This window comes from Nonomuraea sp. B12E4 (assembly GCF_039871825.1).
Taxonomy (GTDB): Bacteria; Actinomycetota; Actinomycetes; order Streptosporangiales; family Streptosporangiaceae; genus Nonomuraea.
This window is the reverse complement of record NZ_JBDPME010000033.1, coordinates 74,654-89,928: the sequence shown is the minus strand read 5'-3', so window position 1 is coordinate 89,928 and position 15,275 is coordinate 74,654. Positions and strand designations below refer to the sequence as shown.

Annotated in this window: 20 protein-coding genes; all 20 read left to right on the top strand. The window is 68.1% G+C overall.

Features of this window, described 5'->3' with window-relative positions; all coding sequences use genetic code 11:
- Positions 1–200 (top strand): hypothetical protein (locus ABGB18_RS42770; RefSeq protein ID WP_347701413.1); only part of this gene is annotated, 200 nt, incomplete at its 5' end.
- Between the two features lie 169 nt (positions 201–369).
- Complete coding sequence (locus tag ABGB18_RS42765) at positions 370–711, top strand: hypothetical protein (RefSeq protein ID WP_347701412.1); 342 nt, start codon at positions 370–372, stop codon at positions 709–711.
- A complete protein-coding gene (locus ABGB18_RS42760; RefSeq protein ID WP_347701411.1) occupies positions 701–2,212 on the top strand; it encodes a terminase large subunit in 1,512 nt (503 codons plus the stop codon). The genes ABGB18_RS42765 and ABGB18_RS42760 overlap by 11 nt, the downstream gene beginning before the upstream one ends.
- 9 nt (positions 2,213–2,221) lie before the next feature.
- Positions 2,222–2,458 carry a hypothetical protein gene (locus tag ABGB18_RS42755; RefSeq protein ID WP_347701410.1) on the top strand — a complete coding sequence of 79 codons (237 nt, stop codon included), beginning with the start codon at positions 2,222–2,224 and terminating at the stop codon, positions 2,456–2,458.
- Positions 2,455–2,676: a hypothetical protein gene (locus ABGB18_RS42750; RefSeq protein WP_347701409.1), complete on the top strand. Its 222-nt coding sequence runs from the start codon at positions 2,455–2,457 to the stop codon at positions 2,674–2,676. The genes ABGB18_RS42755 and ABGB18_RS42750 overlap by 4 nt, the downstream gene beginning before the upstream one ends.
- The gene (locus ABGB18_RS42745) at positions 2,676–4,109 is read left to right on the top strand and encodes a phage portal protein (protein ID WP_347701408.1); all 1,434 of its coding nucleotides are present in this window, start codon (positions 2,676–2,678) and stop codon (positions 4,107–4,109) included. Before ABGB18_RS42750 ends, ABGB18_RS42745 begins: the two co-directional genes overlap by 1 nt.
- A complete protein-coding gene (locus ABGB18_RS42740; protein WP_347701407.1) occupies positions 4,106–5,005 on the top strand; it encodes an HK97 family phage prohead protease in 900 nt (299 codons plus the stop codon). Before ABGB18_RS42745 ends, ABGB18_RS42740 begins: the two co-directional genes overlap by 4 nt.
- Entirely contained in the window at positions 5,005–5,655 is a 651-nt protein-coding gene (locus ABGB18_RS42735; RefSeq protein ID WP_347701406.1) for a hypothetical protein, read from the top strand. Before ABGB18_RS42740 ends, ABGB18_RS42735 begins: the two co-directional genes overlap by 1 nt.
- Positions 5,656–5,939: 284 nt before the next feature.
- Positions 5,940–6,767: a phage major capsid protein gene (locus tag ABGB18_RS42730; RefSeq protein ID WP_347701418.1), complete on the top strand. Its 828-nt coding sequence runs from the start codon at positions 5,940–5,942 to the stop codon at positions 6,765–6,767.
- An 87-nt stretch (positions 6,768–6,854) separates the two neighbouring features.
- Positions 6,855–7,109 (top strand): hypothetical protein, encoded by a 255-nt coding sequence (locus ABGB18_RS42725; RefSeq protein WP_347701405.1) that lies wholly within the window; start codon positions 6,855–6,857, stop codon positions 7,107–7,109.
- 35 nt (positions 7,110–7,144) lie between these two features.
- Complete coding sequence (locus ABGB18_RS42720) at positions 7,145–7,876, top strand: hypothetical protein (protein WP_347701404.1); 732 nt, start codon at positions 7,145–7,147, stop codon at positions 7,874–7,876.
- 104 nt (positions 7,877–7,980) lie between these two features.
- Positions 7,981–8,562 (top strand): hypothetical protein, encoded by a 582-nt coding sequence (locus tag ABGB18_RS42715; RefSeq protein ID WP_347701403.1) that lies wholly within the window; start codon positions 7,981–7,983, stop codon positions 8,560–8,562.
- A 116-nt stretch (positions 8,563–8,678) separates the two neighbouring features.
- Positions 8,679–9,176 carry a class I SAM-dependent methyltransferase gene (locus tag ABGB18_RS42710; protein ID WP_347701402.1) on the top strand — a complete coding sequence of 166 codons (498 nt, stop codon included), beginning with the start codon at positions 8,679–8,681 and terminating at the stop codon, positions 9,174–9,176.
- Complete coding sequence (locus ABGB18_RS42705; RefSeq protein WP_347701401.1) at positions 9,173–10,066, top strand: NAD-dependent epimerase/dehydratase family protein; 894 nt, start codon at positions 9,173–9,175, stop codon at positions 10,064–10,066. The genes ABGB18_RS42710 and ABGB18_RS42705 overlap by 4 nt, the downstream gene beginning before the upstream one ends.
- 109 nt (positions 10,067–10,175) lie before the next feature.
- Entirely contained in the window at positions 10,176–10,793 is a 618-nt protein-coding gene (locus tag ABGB18_RS42700; RefSeq protein ID WP_347701400.1) for a hypothetical protein, read from the top strand.
- A 12-nt stretch (positions 10,794–10,805) separates the two neighbouring features.
- Positions 10,806–12,776 (top strand): LamG-like jellyroll fold domain-containing protein, encoded by a 1,971-nt coding sequence (locus ABGB18_RS42695; protein WP_347701399.1) that lies wholly within the window; start codon positions 10,806–10,808, stop codon positions 12,774–12,776.
- Positions 12,773–13,606, top strand: coding sequence for a hypothetical protein (locus ABGB18_RS42690; RefSeq protein ID WP_347701398.1), 834 nt, complete (start codon positions 12,773–12,775; stop codon positions 13,604–13,606). The genes ABGB18_RS42695 and ABGB18_RS42690 overlap by 4 nt, the downstream gene beginning before the upstream one ends.
- A 71-nt stretch (positions 13,607–13,677) precedes the next feature.
- A complete protein-coding gene (locus ABGB18_RS42685; protein WP_347701397.1) occupies positions 13,678–14,121 on the top strand; it encodes a hypothetical protein in 444 nt (147 codons plus the stop codon).
- Positions 14,122–14,556, top strand: coding sequence for an HK97 gp10 family phage protein (locus ABGB18_RS42680; RefSeq protein ID WP_347701396.1), 435 nt, complete (start codon positions 14,122–14,124; stop codon positions 14,554–14,556). It abuts the gene before it with no gap.
- Between the two features lie 15 nt (positions 14,557–14,571).
- Complete coding sequence (locus ABGB18_RS42675) at positions 14,572–15,075, top strand: hypothetical protein (protein ID WP_347701395.1); 504 nt, start codon at positions 14,572–14,574, stop codon at positions 15,073–15,075.
- Positions 15,076–15,275: the final 200 nt, after the last annotated feature.

Below are 15,275 nucleotides of genomic sequence, written 5' to 3'. Positions count from 1 at the left end.
CCCCATGCCCCCTGCCCTGCCCCACCAGTGCCCTGACCATCCATACAGACCAACACACAACAATCAACATCGATCATCACGAAAATCAGCAACAACATGTGTCAGCGAAAAAGGACACAACACCCCTAATCAGTGCCGACGGGACGGTGGAGGACCAGGGGGGCACCCCCGAAACGAAGATCACCGCCTTCGATTCCTGACCCGTCGCCCAGTGCCGTTTTTCTGCAGTCAAAATTCTGGATTCCGGCCGGGGGTGGAGTTGTGGCAGAGCGCCGTGGCCGTCCTCCGGTCCCGACTGAGATCAAACGCAAGCGCGGTACCGCGCGTCCGGACCGGTTGCCGGTTGAGGGCACGGTGGTGGCGCTGCCGATGGCTGAGGGCGTTCCGGACTGTCCGGCGGACTTCGGGTTGGAGGCCCGCCGCTTGTGGGAGCGGATCTGGCAGGCGGGGATCACGTGGGTGTCGCCGAACTCGGATGCGGAGGCCGCAGAGCAGGCGTGCCGGCTTGCTGACGATGTCGCGGTGGCGCGTGAGCGGTATCGGGCGACGCGTGACCCGAAGGACGGCCGGATGGTGGCGACGTTCCACCGGGAGTTGTCGGCCGCGCTGGCGTCGCTCGGGTTCGACCCGGCTTCTCGGACACGCCTGGGGGTCGCCGAGGTGACCCGGGTGAGCAAGCTGGAGGCGTTGCGTGCCAAGCGTGAGGGTTGATGGCTGGCCGGCGCGCTGGCTCACTCCGGTACCTGCGGCTGACGTGCGCCGCGGCGATGGGCGGCACTGTGCGGAGTTCATCGAGACGCTGTGCAAGGTCACCAAGGACAGCGTGGCCGGAGCTTCCGGATCCCCGATCGTTTTGCGGGGCTGGCAGCGATCCCTTCTCGGGCACCTGCTGGCGAGGCGCCCGGATGGTCGTCTGCGTCACCGCCAGGCGCTGATCGGTGTTGGCCGCAAGAACGGGAAGTCGGCTCTGGGTGCTGGGCTGGCGCTGTATGGGCTGGTGTTGGGGCCGGACGGCGGCGAGGTGTATTCGTGCGCCGGTGAGAAGGAGCAGGCGCGGATCGTGTTCGGCACCGCCCGCCGCATGGTGGAGTTGGAGCCGGAGCTCGCTGACGTGTGCAAGCTGTACCGGGATGCGATCGAGATTCCGGGGACGGGCTCGGTGTACCGGGCGCTGTCGGCGGAGGCGTTCTCGAAGGAGGGCTTGAACCCGCACCAGGTCATCTTCGATGAGGTGCATGTTCAGCCGAACCGTGAGCTTTGGGATGTCATGGCGCTCGCATCGGGCGCCCGGGTGGAACCGCTGATGGTCGGCGTTACGACCGCGGGTGTGAAGACGGACTCCACGGGCCAGGATTCGCTCTGCTACTCGATGTACCAGTACGGCAAGCGGGTTGCCGCGGGCGAGGTGGACGACCCGGCGTTCTTCATGGCTTGGTGGGAGCCGCGGGATCCGACGTCGGATCATCGCGATCCGGAAACATGGCGTGAGGCGAATCCCGGCCACGGCGATCTGGTGTCGGCCGAGGACTTCGCCTCTTCGGTGCTACGCACGCCGGAGGCGGAGTTCCGCACGAAGCGCTGCAACCAGTGGGTGTCCACAGCAACCGCCTGGCTCCCGGCCGGCGCCTGGCCGACGTGCACCGAGGAAAGGCCGATCCCGGAACTCGCTGAGGTGGTTCTTGGCTTCGACGGCAGTTTCTCCAACGACTCGACTGCGCTGGTCGCCGTCGAGGTGGGGGAAACGCCGCACATTGATGTGGTGGAGTGCTGGGAGCGTCCGCCGGAGGCGGGCAACGACTGGCGGGTCCCGATCGAGGCGGTGGAGGCAGCGATCCGGGCAGCGTGCCGCCGCTGGCAGGTGCGCGAGATTGTGTGTGACCCGTTCCGCTGGGCTCGCACCTATCAGGTGCTTGAGGGTGAGGGGCTGCCGGTCGTGGAGTTTCCCCAGTCGCCGCAGCGGATGGTTCCGGCGACGCAGCGCTTCTACGAGGCGGTTCTGAACCAGGCGTTGACGCATTCGGGTGATCCGCGGCTGGCCCGGCACGTCGACAACTGTGTGATCAAGACGGATCAGCGGGGGCCGCGGCTGGTGAAGGACGCGAAGAACAGCCCCCGCAAGATCGACCTTGCGGTGGCGGCGGTGATGGCCTTCTGGCGGGCGTGCGCGCCGGTGGAGCAGACGTCGATCGAACCGTTCGCGGTGTGGGCGTGAGGGGGAGCGATGGCGTTGACGGTGCCGCTGGAGCGGATTTCGGAGCGGTCGCGTCGGGTGGACGTCCGCAAGGGCATGCTCGCGCTGGTGCGGCTGCTGGCGACGCTGCTGGTGGGCATCCCGTACGTGCTCGGCTGGACGCTCGGCAAGGCGTGGCTTGGGCTGACGATCGCGTGGGTGGCGGTCGGCGAGGGCTGGAGCGACGCGCGCCGGTCGCGGCCAAGCAAGGGCGGCCGAATCCAATGAGCGATGAGACCCTGGCGAGCCTTGCTGAGGCCCTGGTCGTCCGGCCGGGCGACACGCTGATTGTGCGGCTCTCTGCTGACATGACTGTGGAGCAGTTCACCCGGTTCCGCGAGAGCATCGAGCCGACGCTCAACGAGAAGCTGCCCGGCGTCAAGGTGCTCATCATTGGCGGTGTCGAGCAACTGGCCGTGTATCGGCCGGGGGTGGCCGGTCCCTGATGGGCTTCCTGGAGAGGATCACAAACCGGCATACGGAGCGCTTCCAGCGCCCGGCCGCCGCCTTGTCGAGGTTCGGGTGGGACGACTACCTCAGTTTGTTCTCTGCTGATCCGTTCGGGCTGGGGTTCTATCAGACGATCACAGGGTCGCAGGAGCGGGTTGAGGGCAACTTCGACGGCATCGTCAACGGCGTCTACAAGCGGTCGGGCGTGGTGTTCGCTTGCCTGCTGTCGCGGCTGCTGGTGTTCTCGGAGGCGCGGTTTCAGTGGCGCGGCTTCAACAGCGGACGGCCCGGCAACCTGTTCGGCGGGCAGGATCTCGCCCTGTTGGAGCGGCCGTGGCCGGGCGCCACGACAGGTGACCTGCTGGCGCGGATGGAGCAGGACAGCAGCCTGGCGGGCGCGTTCTTCGCGACTCGGCGGCGGTCTCGGGACGGCCGCGACCGGATCGTCCGGCTGAGGCCGGACTGGGTGACCATCGTGCTCGGCTCGTACGAGGACCCGGACTTGCAGGCGTTTGATCTGGATGCCGAGCTGATCGGCTACATCTACCAGCCGCCGACTGGTCGTACGGAGGTGCTGCTGCCGGAGGAGGTGTGCCACTACGCGCCGATCCCCGACCCGGTGGCGTCCTTCCGCGGCATGTCGCTGTTGCAGGCGGTGATCCGGGACATCGAAGGGGACATGGCGGCCAGCACCCACAAGCTGAAGTTTTTCGAGAACGGCGCCAGCCCCAACATGGTCGTCACCATGGACGCGTCTGTGACGCCTGAGGTGTTCGAGCGGTTCAAAGAGAAGATGGAGCTCAGCCACCGCGGTGCCGTCAACGCCTACCGCACCTTGTACCTGGGTGGCGGGGCCGACGTGAAGACGGTCGGCAACAGCTTCGAGCAGATGTCGTACAAGGCGATCCAGGCGCTGGGAGAGACCCGGATAGCCGCCGCCTTAGGCGTGCCGCCGGTCATCGTGGGCCTGTCGGAAGGGCTCGCGTCCGCGACGTATTCGAACTATGCGCAGGCGCGCCGCCGGTTCGGCGACGGAACGTTGAGGCCGCTGTGGCGCAACGCGGCGGGGTCCCTGGCGAACCTCCTCCCGCCCCGGCCGAACGCCCAACTCTGGTACGACGACCGCGATGTCAGCTTCCTGCGTGAGGACAAGAAGGACGCTGCCGAGATCTTCCAGGTTGAGGCGTCCACGATCGCGAGCCTGGTACGTGAGGGCTTCACCGCCGAATCGGCTCAGGCCGCGACCGCCGCCCAGGACTCCGGCCTGCTCGTGCACACCGGCCTGCTGTCGGTGCAGCTCCAGCCGCCCGGTGCACAGCTCTCGCCGGGCGCCGGCGAGCCCGAGCCGGAAGACGAGAACGAAGACGAACCCGCTGACGAGGAAGGGCCCGACGGCGCCGTCCTTGACGAGGAGGAACAGCAGCCGTGAAGCGTGACCTGATCACCGTCCGGGCGTTCACCGCGCCCGCCGACCTCCTGCCGAGGGCCGCCGCCGACCAGCCGCCTGAGGGTGACGAGCGCGCCGAGGTTCGCGCTGAGAGCGGCAGCCCCGTCATGGTGCTGCGGTTCTCCGCGTTCGGCACCTGGTATGAGATCAACAGCTACTACGAGGGGCGTTTCCTTGAGCGGGTCCTGCCGGGCGCGTTCTCCAAGACGATCACCGAGCGCGGCGACAAGGTGAAGATCCTTTTCAACCACGGGATGGACTTTTTCGTCGGCGACAAGATTCTCGGCGTGCCCGAGACTCTCGAAGAGCGCGGCGACGGCGCCTACGCCGAAGTGCCGCTGCTCGACACCAGCTACAACAGGGATCTCATCCCTGGATTGTCAGCCCGCGGCTACGGCAGCTCCTTCATGTTCAACGTCACCGACGAGCTGTGGAATCACGAGCCCGAAGCGAGCAGCCACAACCCTGAGGGCTTGCCCGAGCGGTCCGTTCTACAGGTGCGGCTGTTCGAAGCCGGACCGGTGACCTGGCCGGCCAGCCAAGCCGCCACGGCGGGACTCCGCTCCATCGGCATGACCGACTGGTACGGCGAGCAGCTCCGCTCCCGCGACCCCGACCGGCACGACGCGATCGTCCGGTCGTTCACCGACTTCCGTGCCCAGCACGGACTTCGCACCGCCAGCGGCGAGGCCGCCCGACCCGTCGAGGACCCGATCCTCGGCGAGTCGTCGGACACCGCGCCGCAGGAGGCCGCAGACATCCCGACCGACGCGCCGGACACCCCCGTAGTGCACCACGCGGCAGGTCTCACCCAACCGCAGCGCGCCGCCCGACTGAGGGCACAGCGCTACCCATTCCTTGCCAAGGAGGCGTCCTGATGGACGAGATCCTGCGCAGGCTCGGTGAGATCGAGACCGAGATGCGCGAACTGCACCAGGTGGCCGGCGACGAGCCGTTCACCGAGGAGCAGGAAGCCCGCTGGACCGAACTGGAGACGCAGCGCGCCGAGCAGGTGCGGCTCCGCGATGAGGAGCGCACCCGCCAGGAGCAGGAGCGCGCCCGCGAGGGCGAGCGAGAGCGGCGCCGCAACCTCGTGGCTGGCTTCGCCGCCCGCGGCAACACAGAGGCCGGCGACGGCAACCTCGACGCCCGCGGCGTGCAGGTGATGCGGCGCGTCGACCCGTGGGACGGCTCGGAGCTTCGGGCGCTGTCTCGGACTGAGGTCCGCGACCGGTCGATGAAGGTCCTGGAGAGCCGGGAGAGCGCCCGGCATCTGCGCAGCGACCAGCTCGACAAGGTGGAGCGGCTGCTGCGGACCCGCACCGACGACACCGACGGCGGCATGATCGGGCGGCGCCTGCTCGCGTCGGAGAACGAGGCGTACCGTAGTGCGTTCGTCAAGGCGATGCACTACGCGCAGCCGGGTTTCACCGATGAGGAGGCGCGGGCGGTCGCCGAGTTCCGGGCGATGGCTGGCGGCACCGACAACGCGGGCGGGTATGGAGTTCCGGTCGAGCTGGCCGCCTGACGCCGTGAGGTGTCGGTGAAAATCCCGAGAATTGCTGGAACGTCCTGCTAGACCTCAGCACCACAGCGTGGGGCGAAAGCCCGAGCGCGACGGTCTGAAAAGCTGAGGGTAGGGATAATCAGCAGCCGAGCCCGCCTGGTTCGTCCGACGGGAAGGTTCAACGACTATGTACGGGATATCTCGACGTCGAGATAAAGATATAGTCTGAGCTTCACGGAGACGTGAAGAGGCTGGCAGAAATGACCAGCCCGCTCGGTAAAGCCGAGTAGTAACAAAACTGCCTCATAGACCCAACCATCATCCTGACCGCGCAGGGGAGCCTGAACCCGTTCCGCGGCCTCGCACGATCGGTGACGATCACCACGGACGAGTGGAAGGGCGTCAGCTCGGCAGGTGTGACCTGGTCGTACGACGCTGAGGCTTCCGCTGTGTCGGACGACTCGCCGACGCTCGCTCAGCCGACCGTGCCGATCAACACGGCTCGTGGTTTCATCCCGTACTCGATCGAGGTCGGTATGGACTACCCGGGCTTCGCCGAGGAGATGAGCCGTCTCCTCGCGGAGGGCTACGACGAGCTGCAGGCCCAGTCGTTCGCGACCGGCACCGGCTCGGGCCAGCCGCGCGGCATCATCACCGCCCTGGACGCGAACACGAACGTCGAAGTCGTGGTGACCACGGACGGCGCGTTCGGCGGCGCCGACATCAACAAGGTGTGGGGTGCGCTGCCGGACCGGTGGAAGCAGAACGCCACGTGGGTGATGAACCACGACGTCGGCAACGAGATCGCTTCCTTCGGTAACGGCAACAACCTGTCGTTCGTCACGGTCGACCTGACCGGCGTGATCGAGACGATCCGGATGCGGCCCATCGCGTTCGCGTCGTACTTCCCGGACTTCACCGGCACCACGGGCGCTTCGAACATCCTGGTCGTCGGGGACTTCCGCAACTATCTGATCGCCGACAGGGCGGGCATGAGCGTCGAGCTGGTGCCGCATCTGTTCGACGTCACGAACAACAGGCCGACCGGGCAGCGCGGCTGGTTCGCGTGGGCCCGCCACGGCGGCAACAGCATAAACGATCTTGGCTTCCGCCTGCTCCAAAACACTCTGTAAGCACGCCGTCCCCTACTTCCCGCCAGCCGCCTGGGTGGTCGGCTGGCGGGAACTCAACCACCCACACCGCCCGGAGAGGTGCAGATCATGGACGTCGTCATCGCAACCGACACCGTTAACGTCACCTGGCAGGGTAGGCGCATGCACATTCCGCGCGGGACTGCGTGGGATGCGTCTGACCCGCTGGTCAAGGAGTTCCCGGGGCTGTTCTCGGCCGATGACCGGTTCGTCAACAGGACCGTCGAGCGGGCGGGGCCTGTCCAGGATGAGCCGCCGGTGGAGCGGGCCACCAGGGCTCCTGGTGAGCGTAGCCAGGCCCGGCGGCCCCGGGCCGGCAAGTGACCGCCCCAGCAGCGGAAGCGGCGCCGGAGCGGCCGATGCCGATGGACGGCAGCGCCTGTCTGGCGTACGTGCACTCGTATGAGGTGGCGTACTCCTGGCATCTGTCGGTGGTGAACGCGCTCGGCCATGATCTGGCCAACGAGCGGCGGCTGCTGCGGGGCGGCTTCCTGGGGATGCGGTACGGGACGGGCGGCATCATCGACGCCCGCAACGCCACCGTGGAGCAGTTCCTCAAGGGCGGCGGCGAGTGGCTGTGGTGGACGGACACCGACATGGGGTTCGCTGAGGACACCCTGGACCGGCTGATCGCCGCCGCGGACCCGGAGACGAGGCCCATCGTGGGCGCGCTGTGTTTCGCGTTGCAGGAGTACGCCGATGACGGCATGGGAGGGCGCTGGACGCGTCCGTCTCCGACGCTGTACCGGTGGGCTCAGGTCGGCGACGGCCGTGAGGGGTTCACCGCCTGGCTCGACTATCCGCGCGAGCAGTTGGTCGAGGTGGCGGCGACGGGGTCGGCGTGCATCGTCATCCACCGTGATGTGTTGGTGAGGGTGGCCGAACGGTATGGGCCGAACTGGTACAGCCGGATGGCGAACCCGACCACGAACCAGTTGATCAGCGAGGATCTGTCGTTCTGCGCCCGTGCGGTCGCCTGCGGATACCCGATCTTCGTGGACACGCGGGTGAAGACCACCCACCTCAAGCGGGTGTGGGTCGGGGAGAACGACTTTCCGCCGCCGTCCGATGTGCCGGTGAGTGACGCGTGAGCGGCGAAGGTCTGGTTGTCATCGTGCCGTCGCGGTCTCGGCCAACTGCGGCGCGCGAACTGGCCGACGTGTTCAAGCGCACATGTACGGCAGACACCGAACTCGTGTTCGCTGTGGATGATGACGACCCCGAGTTGCTCGGATATCGAGGGTTGCTCGCCCTGATCCGGCCGAACAAGTCCATGGTGGAAGCGCTCAACATCACCGCGGCCGAGGTGCTCAAGCGGGATGTGACGCCGAAGGCCATCGGCTTCATGGGCGACGACCACAGGCCCGTCACGCGCGGATGGGACTCCGCCTATCTGGACGCGCTGGCCGCACTGCCCGGCTTCGTGTACGGCAACGACAAGATCCAGGGCGCGAACCTGCCGACGCAGGTGGCGATTAGCACGTCCGTCGTGCAGACGCTCGGTCACATGGCCCCACCCACGCTCCACCACCTGTACGTGGACAACTACTGGCGGACTCTCGGCCGGTCAGCAGGCTGTATCACCTACCTGCCGGACGTGGTCGTCGAGCACCGACACCCCGTCGCCGGAACGGCGCCGGTTGACGACGGATACCTGAGGGTCAACGCCCCCGAGATGTACCGGAAGGACCGCGAGGCGTTCCAGGCGTACATGCGCGAGCACGGACCGATGGAGGTCCTCGCTGTGCGCGAGGCATGCGCGGGGGTCCCACGATGACCGAGTGGCGTTTGTTCCCGCCGGGGACCGTGCCGAATTTCAGTACCCCCGAGTTTTTCGCGACGCACTCGTGGGTGCCGCCACACGGGCAGGTCGGTCATAAGGAGCGGACCGCGATGGTCGCGGACCTGATCGCCGAGCACTGTGGGGATGCGCAAACGCTGTGTGACCTCGGCTGTGGCGACGGTTCGCTCCTAGTCGCCCTCCGTGGCCTTCCGCTGACAACGTGGGGCTACGACGCCGGCGCCCAGAACGTGAGGGTCGCTCTGGCGGCGGGCCTGGACGTGTCCCGGTGTGACTTCCTCACCGAGCCGGTCGAACTCGGCGACATCGTGGTGATGTCGGAGGTGCTGGAGCACCTGGTCGACCCGCACAGCTTCCTCGCCGGCATGGCCGCTACGAAGCTGGTCGCGTCGTCGCCGTCGTCGGAGACGGGTGACTGGCACTACCGCCACCATGCGTGGGCGTGGGATGAGGCCGGGTATCGGGCGCTGCTGGAAGGTGCCGGGTGGGCTGTTGTCGAGCAGCGGACCTGCTATGGCGGGATCAACGTGCACGGCGGCAGGCACGGCGAACAGCATTTCCAGGCGATTATCGCTGAGAGGCCGCAGTGAAGGCGCTCGTCACTGGATCGGCGGGGTTCGTCGGACGCCATATGGTCGCTGCTCTCGCTGATTGTGGCTTTCTCGTGGACGGCTGCGATATTGCGAGCCCAATTTCTCGACGAGATGCCCTGTCCCTGTTCCGTGAGGACGCTCGGCGATTCGACCTCGTGGTGCATGCGGCAGCGACAGCCCCGCACCGGGCGGCGATCGACGGCCAACCGATGAACCTCGCCTTAGACCTGACCTTGGACAGCGCGATGTTCGCTTGGGCGGTCCGGACCAGGCAGCGCAGGGTGCTTTACCTGTCCAGCAGCGCCGCCTACCCGACCGACTATCAGGACGACTTCGCGACCGCGAGACCGCTCTGCGAGGACATGATCCGGTTCGACCGGTACAACATTGGCACCCCCGACTCCTCCTACGGGTGGGCGAAACTGACGGGGGAGAAACTGGCCGCCGCGGCGAGCGCCGCAGGTGTCGCTGTACACGTCGTACGGCCGTTCAGCGGCTACGGCGAGGATCAGGGCACTGCTTGGCCGTTCGGTGCGTTCATGGCCCGCGCAAAGCGCTGCGAGGACCCGTTCACCATCTGGGGCAGCGGCGAGCAGGTGCGCGACTGGATCCACATCGACGACGTGGTGGCCGGCGCGCTCGCGGTGGTTGACGCCGACGTGCGCGAGCCGGTCAACCTTTGCACGGGAGTCGGGACCAGCATGATCGACTTGGCGCGGATGGTGTGCGCGGAGGCGGGCTACGAGCCGTGCTTCTCCACCGATCTGAGGGCTCCCGCCGGGGTTGCGTACCGCGTTGGGGACCCTACTCGACTGTTCGACATTTACCGTCCGCGCGTCTCGCTCGGGGAGGGCGTTGCGAGGGCGTTCCGGAGCGTCGCGGTGTGACGCGTGTGGGCAGCTAACAATCCCTGGAGGGGCCGTTCGGCGCGGGCGGCCCCTCCGTCATTCCTGGAGGCAGGCCGTGCCGTTCAACGATCTCGGCAAGAATCTTGCGATGGACGGCCTCGACGAGTCTGTCTCGACGGGGATCAAGTACATCGGGGTCGGCAACATAACCGACCCGGGTACGGGCGCGAACTATGCGGGCACGGAGGCGACGGGCGGGAGCCCGGCGTACGCCCGGCAAGCGGTGACGTGGGGTGCCGCGTCGAGCGGCGCGAAGGCCAACTCGGGCGCGTTGACGTTCGATGTCCCTGCGGGGACGTATGCGTTCCTGCTGTTCTTCAACCATGTGTCGACGAACACGAACAACTTCCTCGGGTACGCGCCGATCAACGGCAGCGTGAAGGGCTTCGGCACGGTTGACGCGGCCGGGGTGACAGCGGACGCGATCCAGTCGGCTGCGCACGGCCTGGTGGACAACGACCGGGTGCAGTTGTTCAACGTGTTCGGTGAGTCGCTCCCGGCCGGGTTGAGTGAGGGCACTGTTTACTTCGTGGTGTCGAGCACGACTGACACGTTCGAGGTGTCGGCCACGCAGGGCGGGGCCAGCGTGAACATCACCGGCCAGGGCGAGCTGTACTTCCAGAAGGTCGTGCCCGAGGTTTTCGGCAGCCAGGGGCAGATCACGGTGGCGATCGGCGCGCTGGTGCTGGACGCCACTGGCATCTGATCGGAGGCCCCGGTGGCGGTCCGGTTCGACGCGAACAACGAGAGCTACATCCGCACGATCTCGCTGGGCACGGTAAGCCAGTTCTCGGTCACCTGCTGGATGAAGCTCGCCTCCGACCGGGGCGCGTTCTCGACCGCATGGTGCCTGGACAACGTGTCCACCCAGTACGTCATCCTTGGCACCGACTCCGACGGCACGACGCTGACCCTTTTCAAGACGGGCTCGTCGTCCACGATTGGCGCGCTGACGGTCGGCACCTGGTACTTCGTCGCCGTCAGCGTGAACGGCACCACGGTCACCACGAAGCTCAGGGCTGAAGGGGCGGGTTCCTTCACTACGGGCGCGCCGTCGCTGGGTTCGGGCGCGACGACCATGACCCGGCTGCGGCTGGGCGACTCGGTGTTCGGCAGCGAGTGGCTCGATGGGGGCCTCGCCGCAGTCAAGATCTGGACCGCCGCCCTGACTGCGACGCAGCTCGAAGCGGAGTTCGCGCAGGCAGCGCCGGTCCGTACGTCGAACCTGTGGGCTTACTACCGGTTTCTCGGCCCGTCCACCACGGACGACAGCGGGAACGGACAGACCCTCACCGGCGGGGCGAACACGACTGCGGAGCCCGACCCGTTCTCCACCATGTCAGTCGCGGTCGCGGGGCAGTCGGCCACCGCTCTGGCTGCTCAGGCTGCGGCCCGCAAGGTCGTGGCGGTCGCTGCCCGGTCGGCGCTCGCCGCCACGGGCAGGGCCACGCCCCGCAAGGCAGCCCCCGCCGTCGGCCGCGCCGCGCTCGCAGCGGCCAGCACCAGCACGGCACGGAAGCGGGCAACGCCCACAGCGGTAGCGGCTCTCGCCGCAGCCTGCGCTGCCACCGTACGCAAGACCACCCCGACCACCGTCCGCGCCGCGCTGGCCACAGCAGGCCGCGCGAACGCGCTCAAGGTGGCCCCGGCCGCCGCAACCACACCGCTCGCGGGCGCGGCCACCAGCAGCGCCAGCAAGACCGCCGTCGCCACCTCGACCGTCCGCGCCCTGCTCGCCTCGACCGGCGCGACCAGCTCCGTCCACGGCAGCACCACGGCGACCAGACTCGCGGCGGCGGCCACCGGCACCGTCCGCAAGGTGGCTCCCGCCACAGGGCGGGGAGCGCTCGCCGCCGCCACCCGCGCGCCAGCCCGCAAGAACGCCACACCCACCGCCACGGCGGCCCTGGCCGCCACGGCGGGCGGCACCGTCACCAAGACCGCCACCAGCACCACCAGCGCCGCACTGGCCGCGCTCGGGCAGGCGGCAGCGGCCAAGGTCCTGCCCGCCTCCGGGGCCGCACCGGTCGCCGCGGCAGAGAGCGCCGCCGTACGCAAGCGGGCACCCGCCACAGGCATCAGCCCGGCCGCTCTGCAGGCGCGCGCCGTGTTCTTCCCGCTGGCGGCGGTCACCGCAGTGAGCAGCCTCGCCGCCACCGGCCGGGCGTCGGCCGCGAAGCTGCTCCCGGCCGCCGCGTCCGCCGGGCTCGCAACCACCAGCACCACGACGGCGGCCAAGCGGGCGCACGCGGCAGGGGTCGCTCCGCTCGCCTTGTCGGCGCGCCGGTTTGAGAGCATCGCCCGCGCGGTCACCGCCACGGCGGGACTCGCCGCCATCGCACGCGGCATCAGTGTCAAGCGCGCCGCCGCCACGAGCGTGGCGTCCACCGCGATCATCCAGACCGCCGACGTGCGCCACCTGGCGTCGGCCACCGCGCACAGCGCGCTCGCCATGCGCGCCGGGGCAGCCAGCGGCCACCTGGCGACAGCAACAGGCTGGTCGGCGCTTGCGATCATCGCCTACCGGACCGCGCCACAGGTATCCAGGGGCGACCTGGCCGCCGGGTTTCGAGACGGACCCACTGCACTGGCCGGAGTCGGGTCAGCACCCAGCATGTCGCGCGCGACGCGACAAGGTTCGAGGATCGGGACGGCCGAACGGCGTGGTTCACGGATGGGGGCGGGATGAGTTTCGACCTGGAGGAAATGGTTCCGCTCCGCATCGTCATCCGGAACGCGGCGGGCGTGCCGGAGAACGCGGGCAACGTCGCGCTGACGATCACCCTGCCGGACGGAAACACGCACGCCGAGGCGTCGCTGACCGGCACCGACGGCGTCTACGACTACAACTATCCGAGCGTGCAGGCGGGCATTCACCGAGCCCGCTGGATCGCAACCGGCCAGAACGCCGGAGCGTTCACCGACGTGTTCGACGTTGAGCCCGCCGAGGGCGCCGCATTCATCTCGCTGGCCGACCAGAAGAAACACCTCCGCAAGCTCACCGACGAGGACGACGAAGCCCTGCGCTGGTTCATCGCCGCGGGCTGCCAGGTCATCGAGGACCGGATGGGGCACGTCACACCCCAGACCGTGGTGTCGGACATGCCGGCCCGCTGGGGCGTGATCGTGCTGCCGGAACGGCCGGTCATCTCGATCACAAGCATCGTGAAGCTGCCGGGCGGCGACCTGGTGCCGCCGGCCGACGCAATGGCCGGAACGGCTGGCTACACGCTGAAGAACTCCGAGGGTGTGCTGCTACTACCCGCCGGGGGCAGCGACGTGCGAGTGACGTACAGAGTCGGCCGGACGCCGCTGCCGCAGAACTTCCGACTGGCTGGCTTGGACCTCATCCGGCACCTGTGGCAGGGGTCCCAGCACAACAACGGCGGCGGCAGGCCGATGCTCGGCGACTCTGACGCGATCGCCGCCAGCATCAAGCCGTACGCCCTCCCGTACAGGGTCTCCGAACTGCTCGGCCTCAAGAGGCATCAGGAGCGCGACGAGCCGCTCGTCGGCTGACACCTGCTGAACGTCTTCACACGGCTTCTGACCGTCTTTGGAGGGCTTGCCCGGTGTCCACGATCCCTGCTGTGCTGCTCGCTCTTGTGGCGCTCGCTGAGCGCGCCTGGCCAGGCGTCCAGGTCTTAGACGGAGGGCCGACGACGCTCGTTGAGCAGGACGTCATAGAGATCGGCTACTCCGGAAGTCCTGAAGAGGCCGATGTGCGGTCGACGATGACGCGCGAGCAACTCGACATGCACCCGGACCGGGAATCGTTCGACGTGTTCTGCATGGTGTCGGCCTGGCGGGGCGACGCTCATCGCGACGGCAAGCCGGACGCCCGCACCACCCGGGAGCGGGCGTTCGAACTGCTGGCCGGGATCCGCGCCGAACTCGCCAAGGACTCCCGTCTCGGCGGGACGGTGATGATGGCGCGCATGTCGACGCTGGACATGGCGGCCGACCAGACCGACGGCGGCCCGGTGTGCACCGTGCGGTTCGTGGTCCACGTCGATGCGTACTCGGCGGCGTAGATGGCCGATCCGTCGGACCCGTCGCAGGCGATCCGTGCGCTACAGCAGGACATCGGCAAGATCGAACCTGAGTTGCGGAAGGCGCTCAGGCCCGCCCTGAAGACAGCGGCCGAGCCGATCGTCACCGACGCCAAGGGGCGAGCCTCATGGTCGGCGAGGATCCCGCGCGCGATATCGCTGAGCGTCCGCTTCGGCCGGCGGGACCCGGGCGTGTCGATCCGGGTACGCCGCAGTGCAGCACCGCACGGACGGCCCCTCGAAGGCATCACCGGCAACGCCACGTTCAGGCATCCGGTGCACGGCCACCGCGACCGGTGGGTGGCCCAGCAGACCAGGCCGTATCTGGCGCCGGCGGTGGATGCGGGCGCGGACGGCGTCCTGGCGGCGTCCGTCGAGGCGGTGGACCAAGTGGCACGTGAGAGAGGTTTCCGATGACCGAAGGGCCGACCGATGGCATTTAGTCTGCAGTCGAACTGGCAGCTCCAAAGCGAGTTGACCGCCCCGCTGGACCTGTCGACGCCGACGAGCTTGCTGAAGCTCGCCCGGCAACTCAACTTCGCCGAGGGCGCAGGAGCCGGCCAGGCGAACATGATCTGGCATGACAAGGTGACGATCAACGCGTCCAGCACGCAGACGGTCGACCTGGCTGGCACGTTGACCGGGCCGTTCGGGACGACGTTGACGTTCGCCAGGGTCAAGATGCTGCTCGTGCTGGCATCCCCCGGCAACACCAACAACGTCAACGTGGTCAGGGATTCGACGAACGGCGTGCCGCTGTTCCTCGCAGCCGGTGACGGTGTGCCGGTCAAGCCCGGCGGAATGCTGTGGTGGTACGACCCGACCGCCGCCGGTGTGTCCGTCACCGCGGGCTCGGGCGACCTTCTCAACCTCGTTAACTCCGGTGCGGGCACGTCGGTGTCGGCTGACGTCGTCGTTGTCGGCGCGAGTTCGTAGGGGCGGCGCCAATGGACAAGGTGTGGATCTCGCATCCGAACATCGACGACGGCGACCGCAAGGTGCAGGTGCCCAAGTCTGCGCTGCGTCACTACCAGCGTGCCGGGTGGGCCGAGACGGACCCGCCACCCCCGCCGATACCCCGGCATCTCGCCCGCTCTCAACAGGCCGAACAGACGACAGAAGCCCCGGCAGACGCC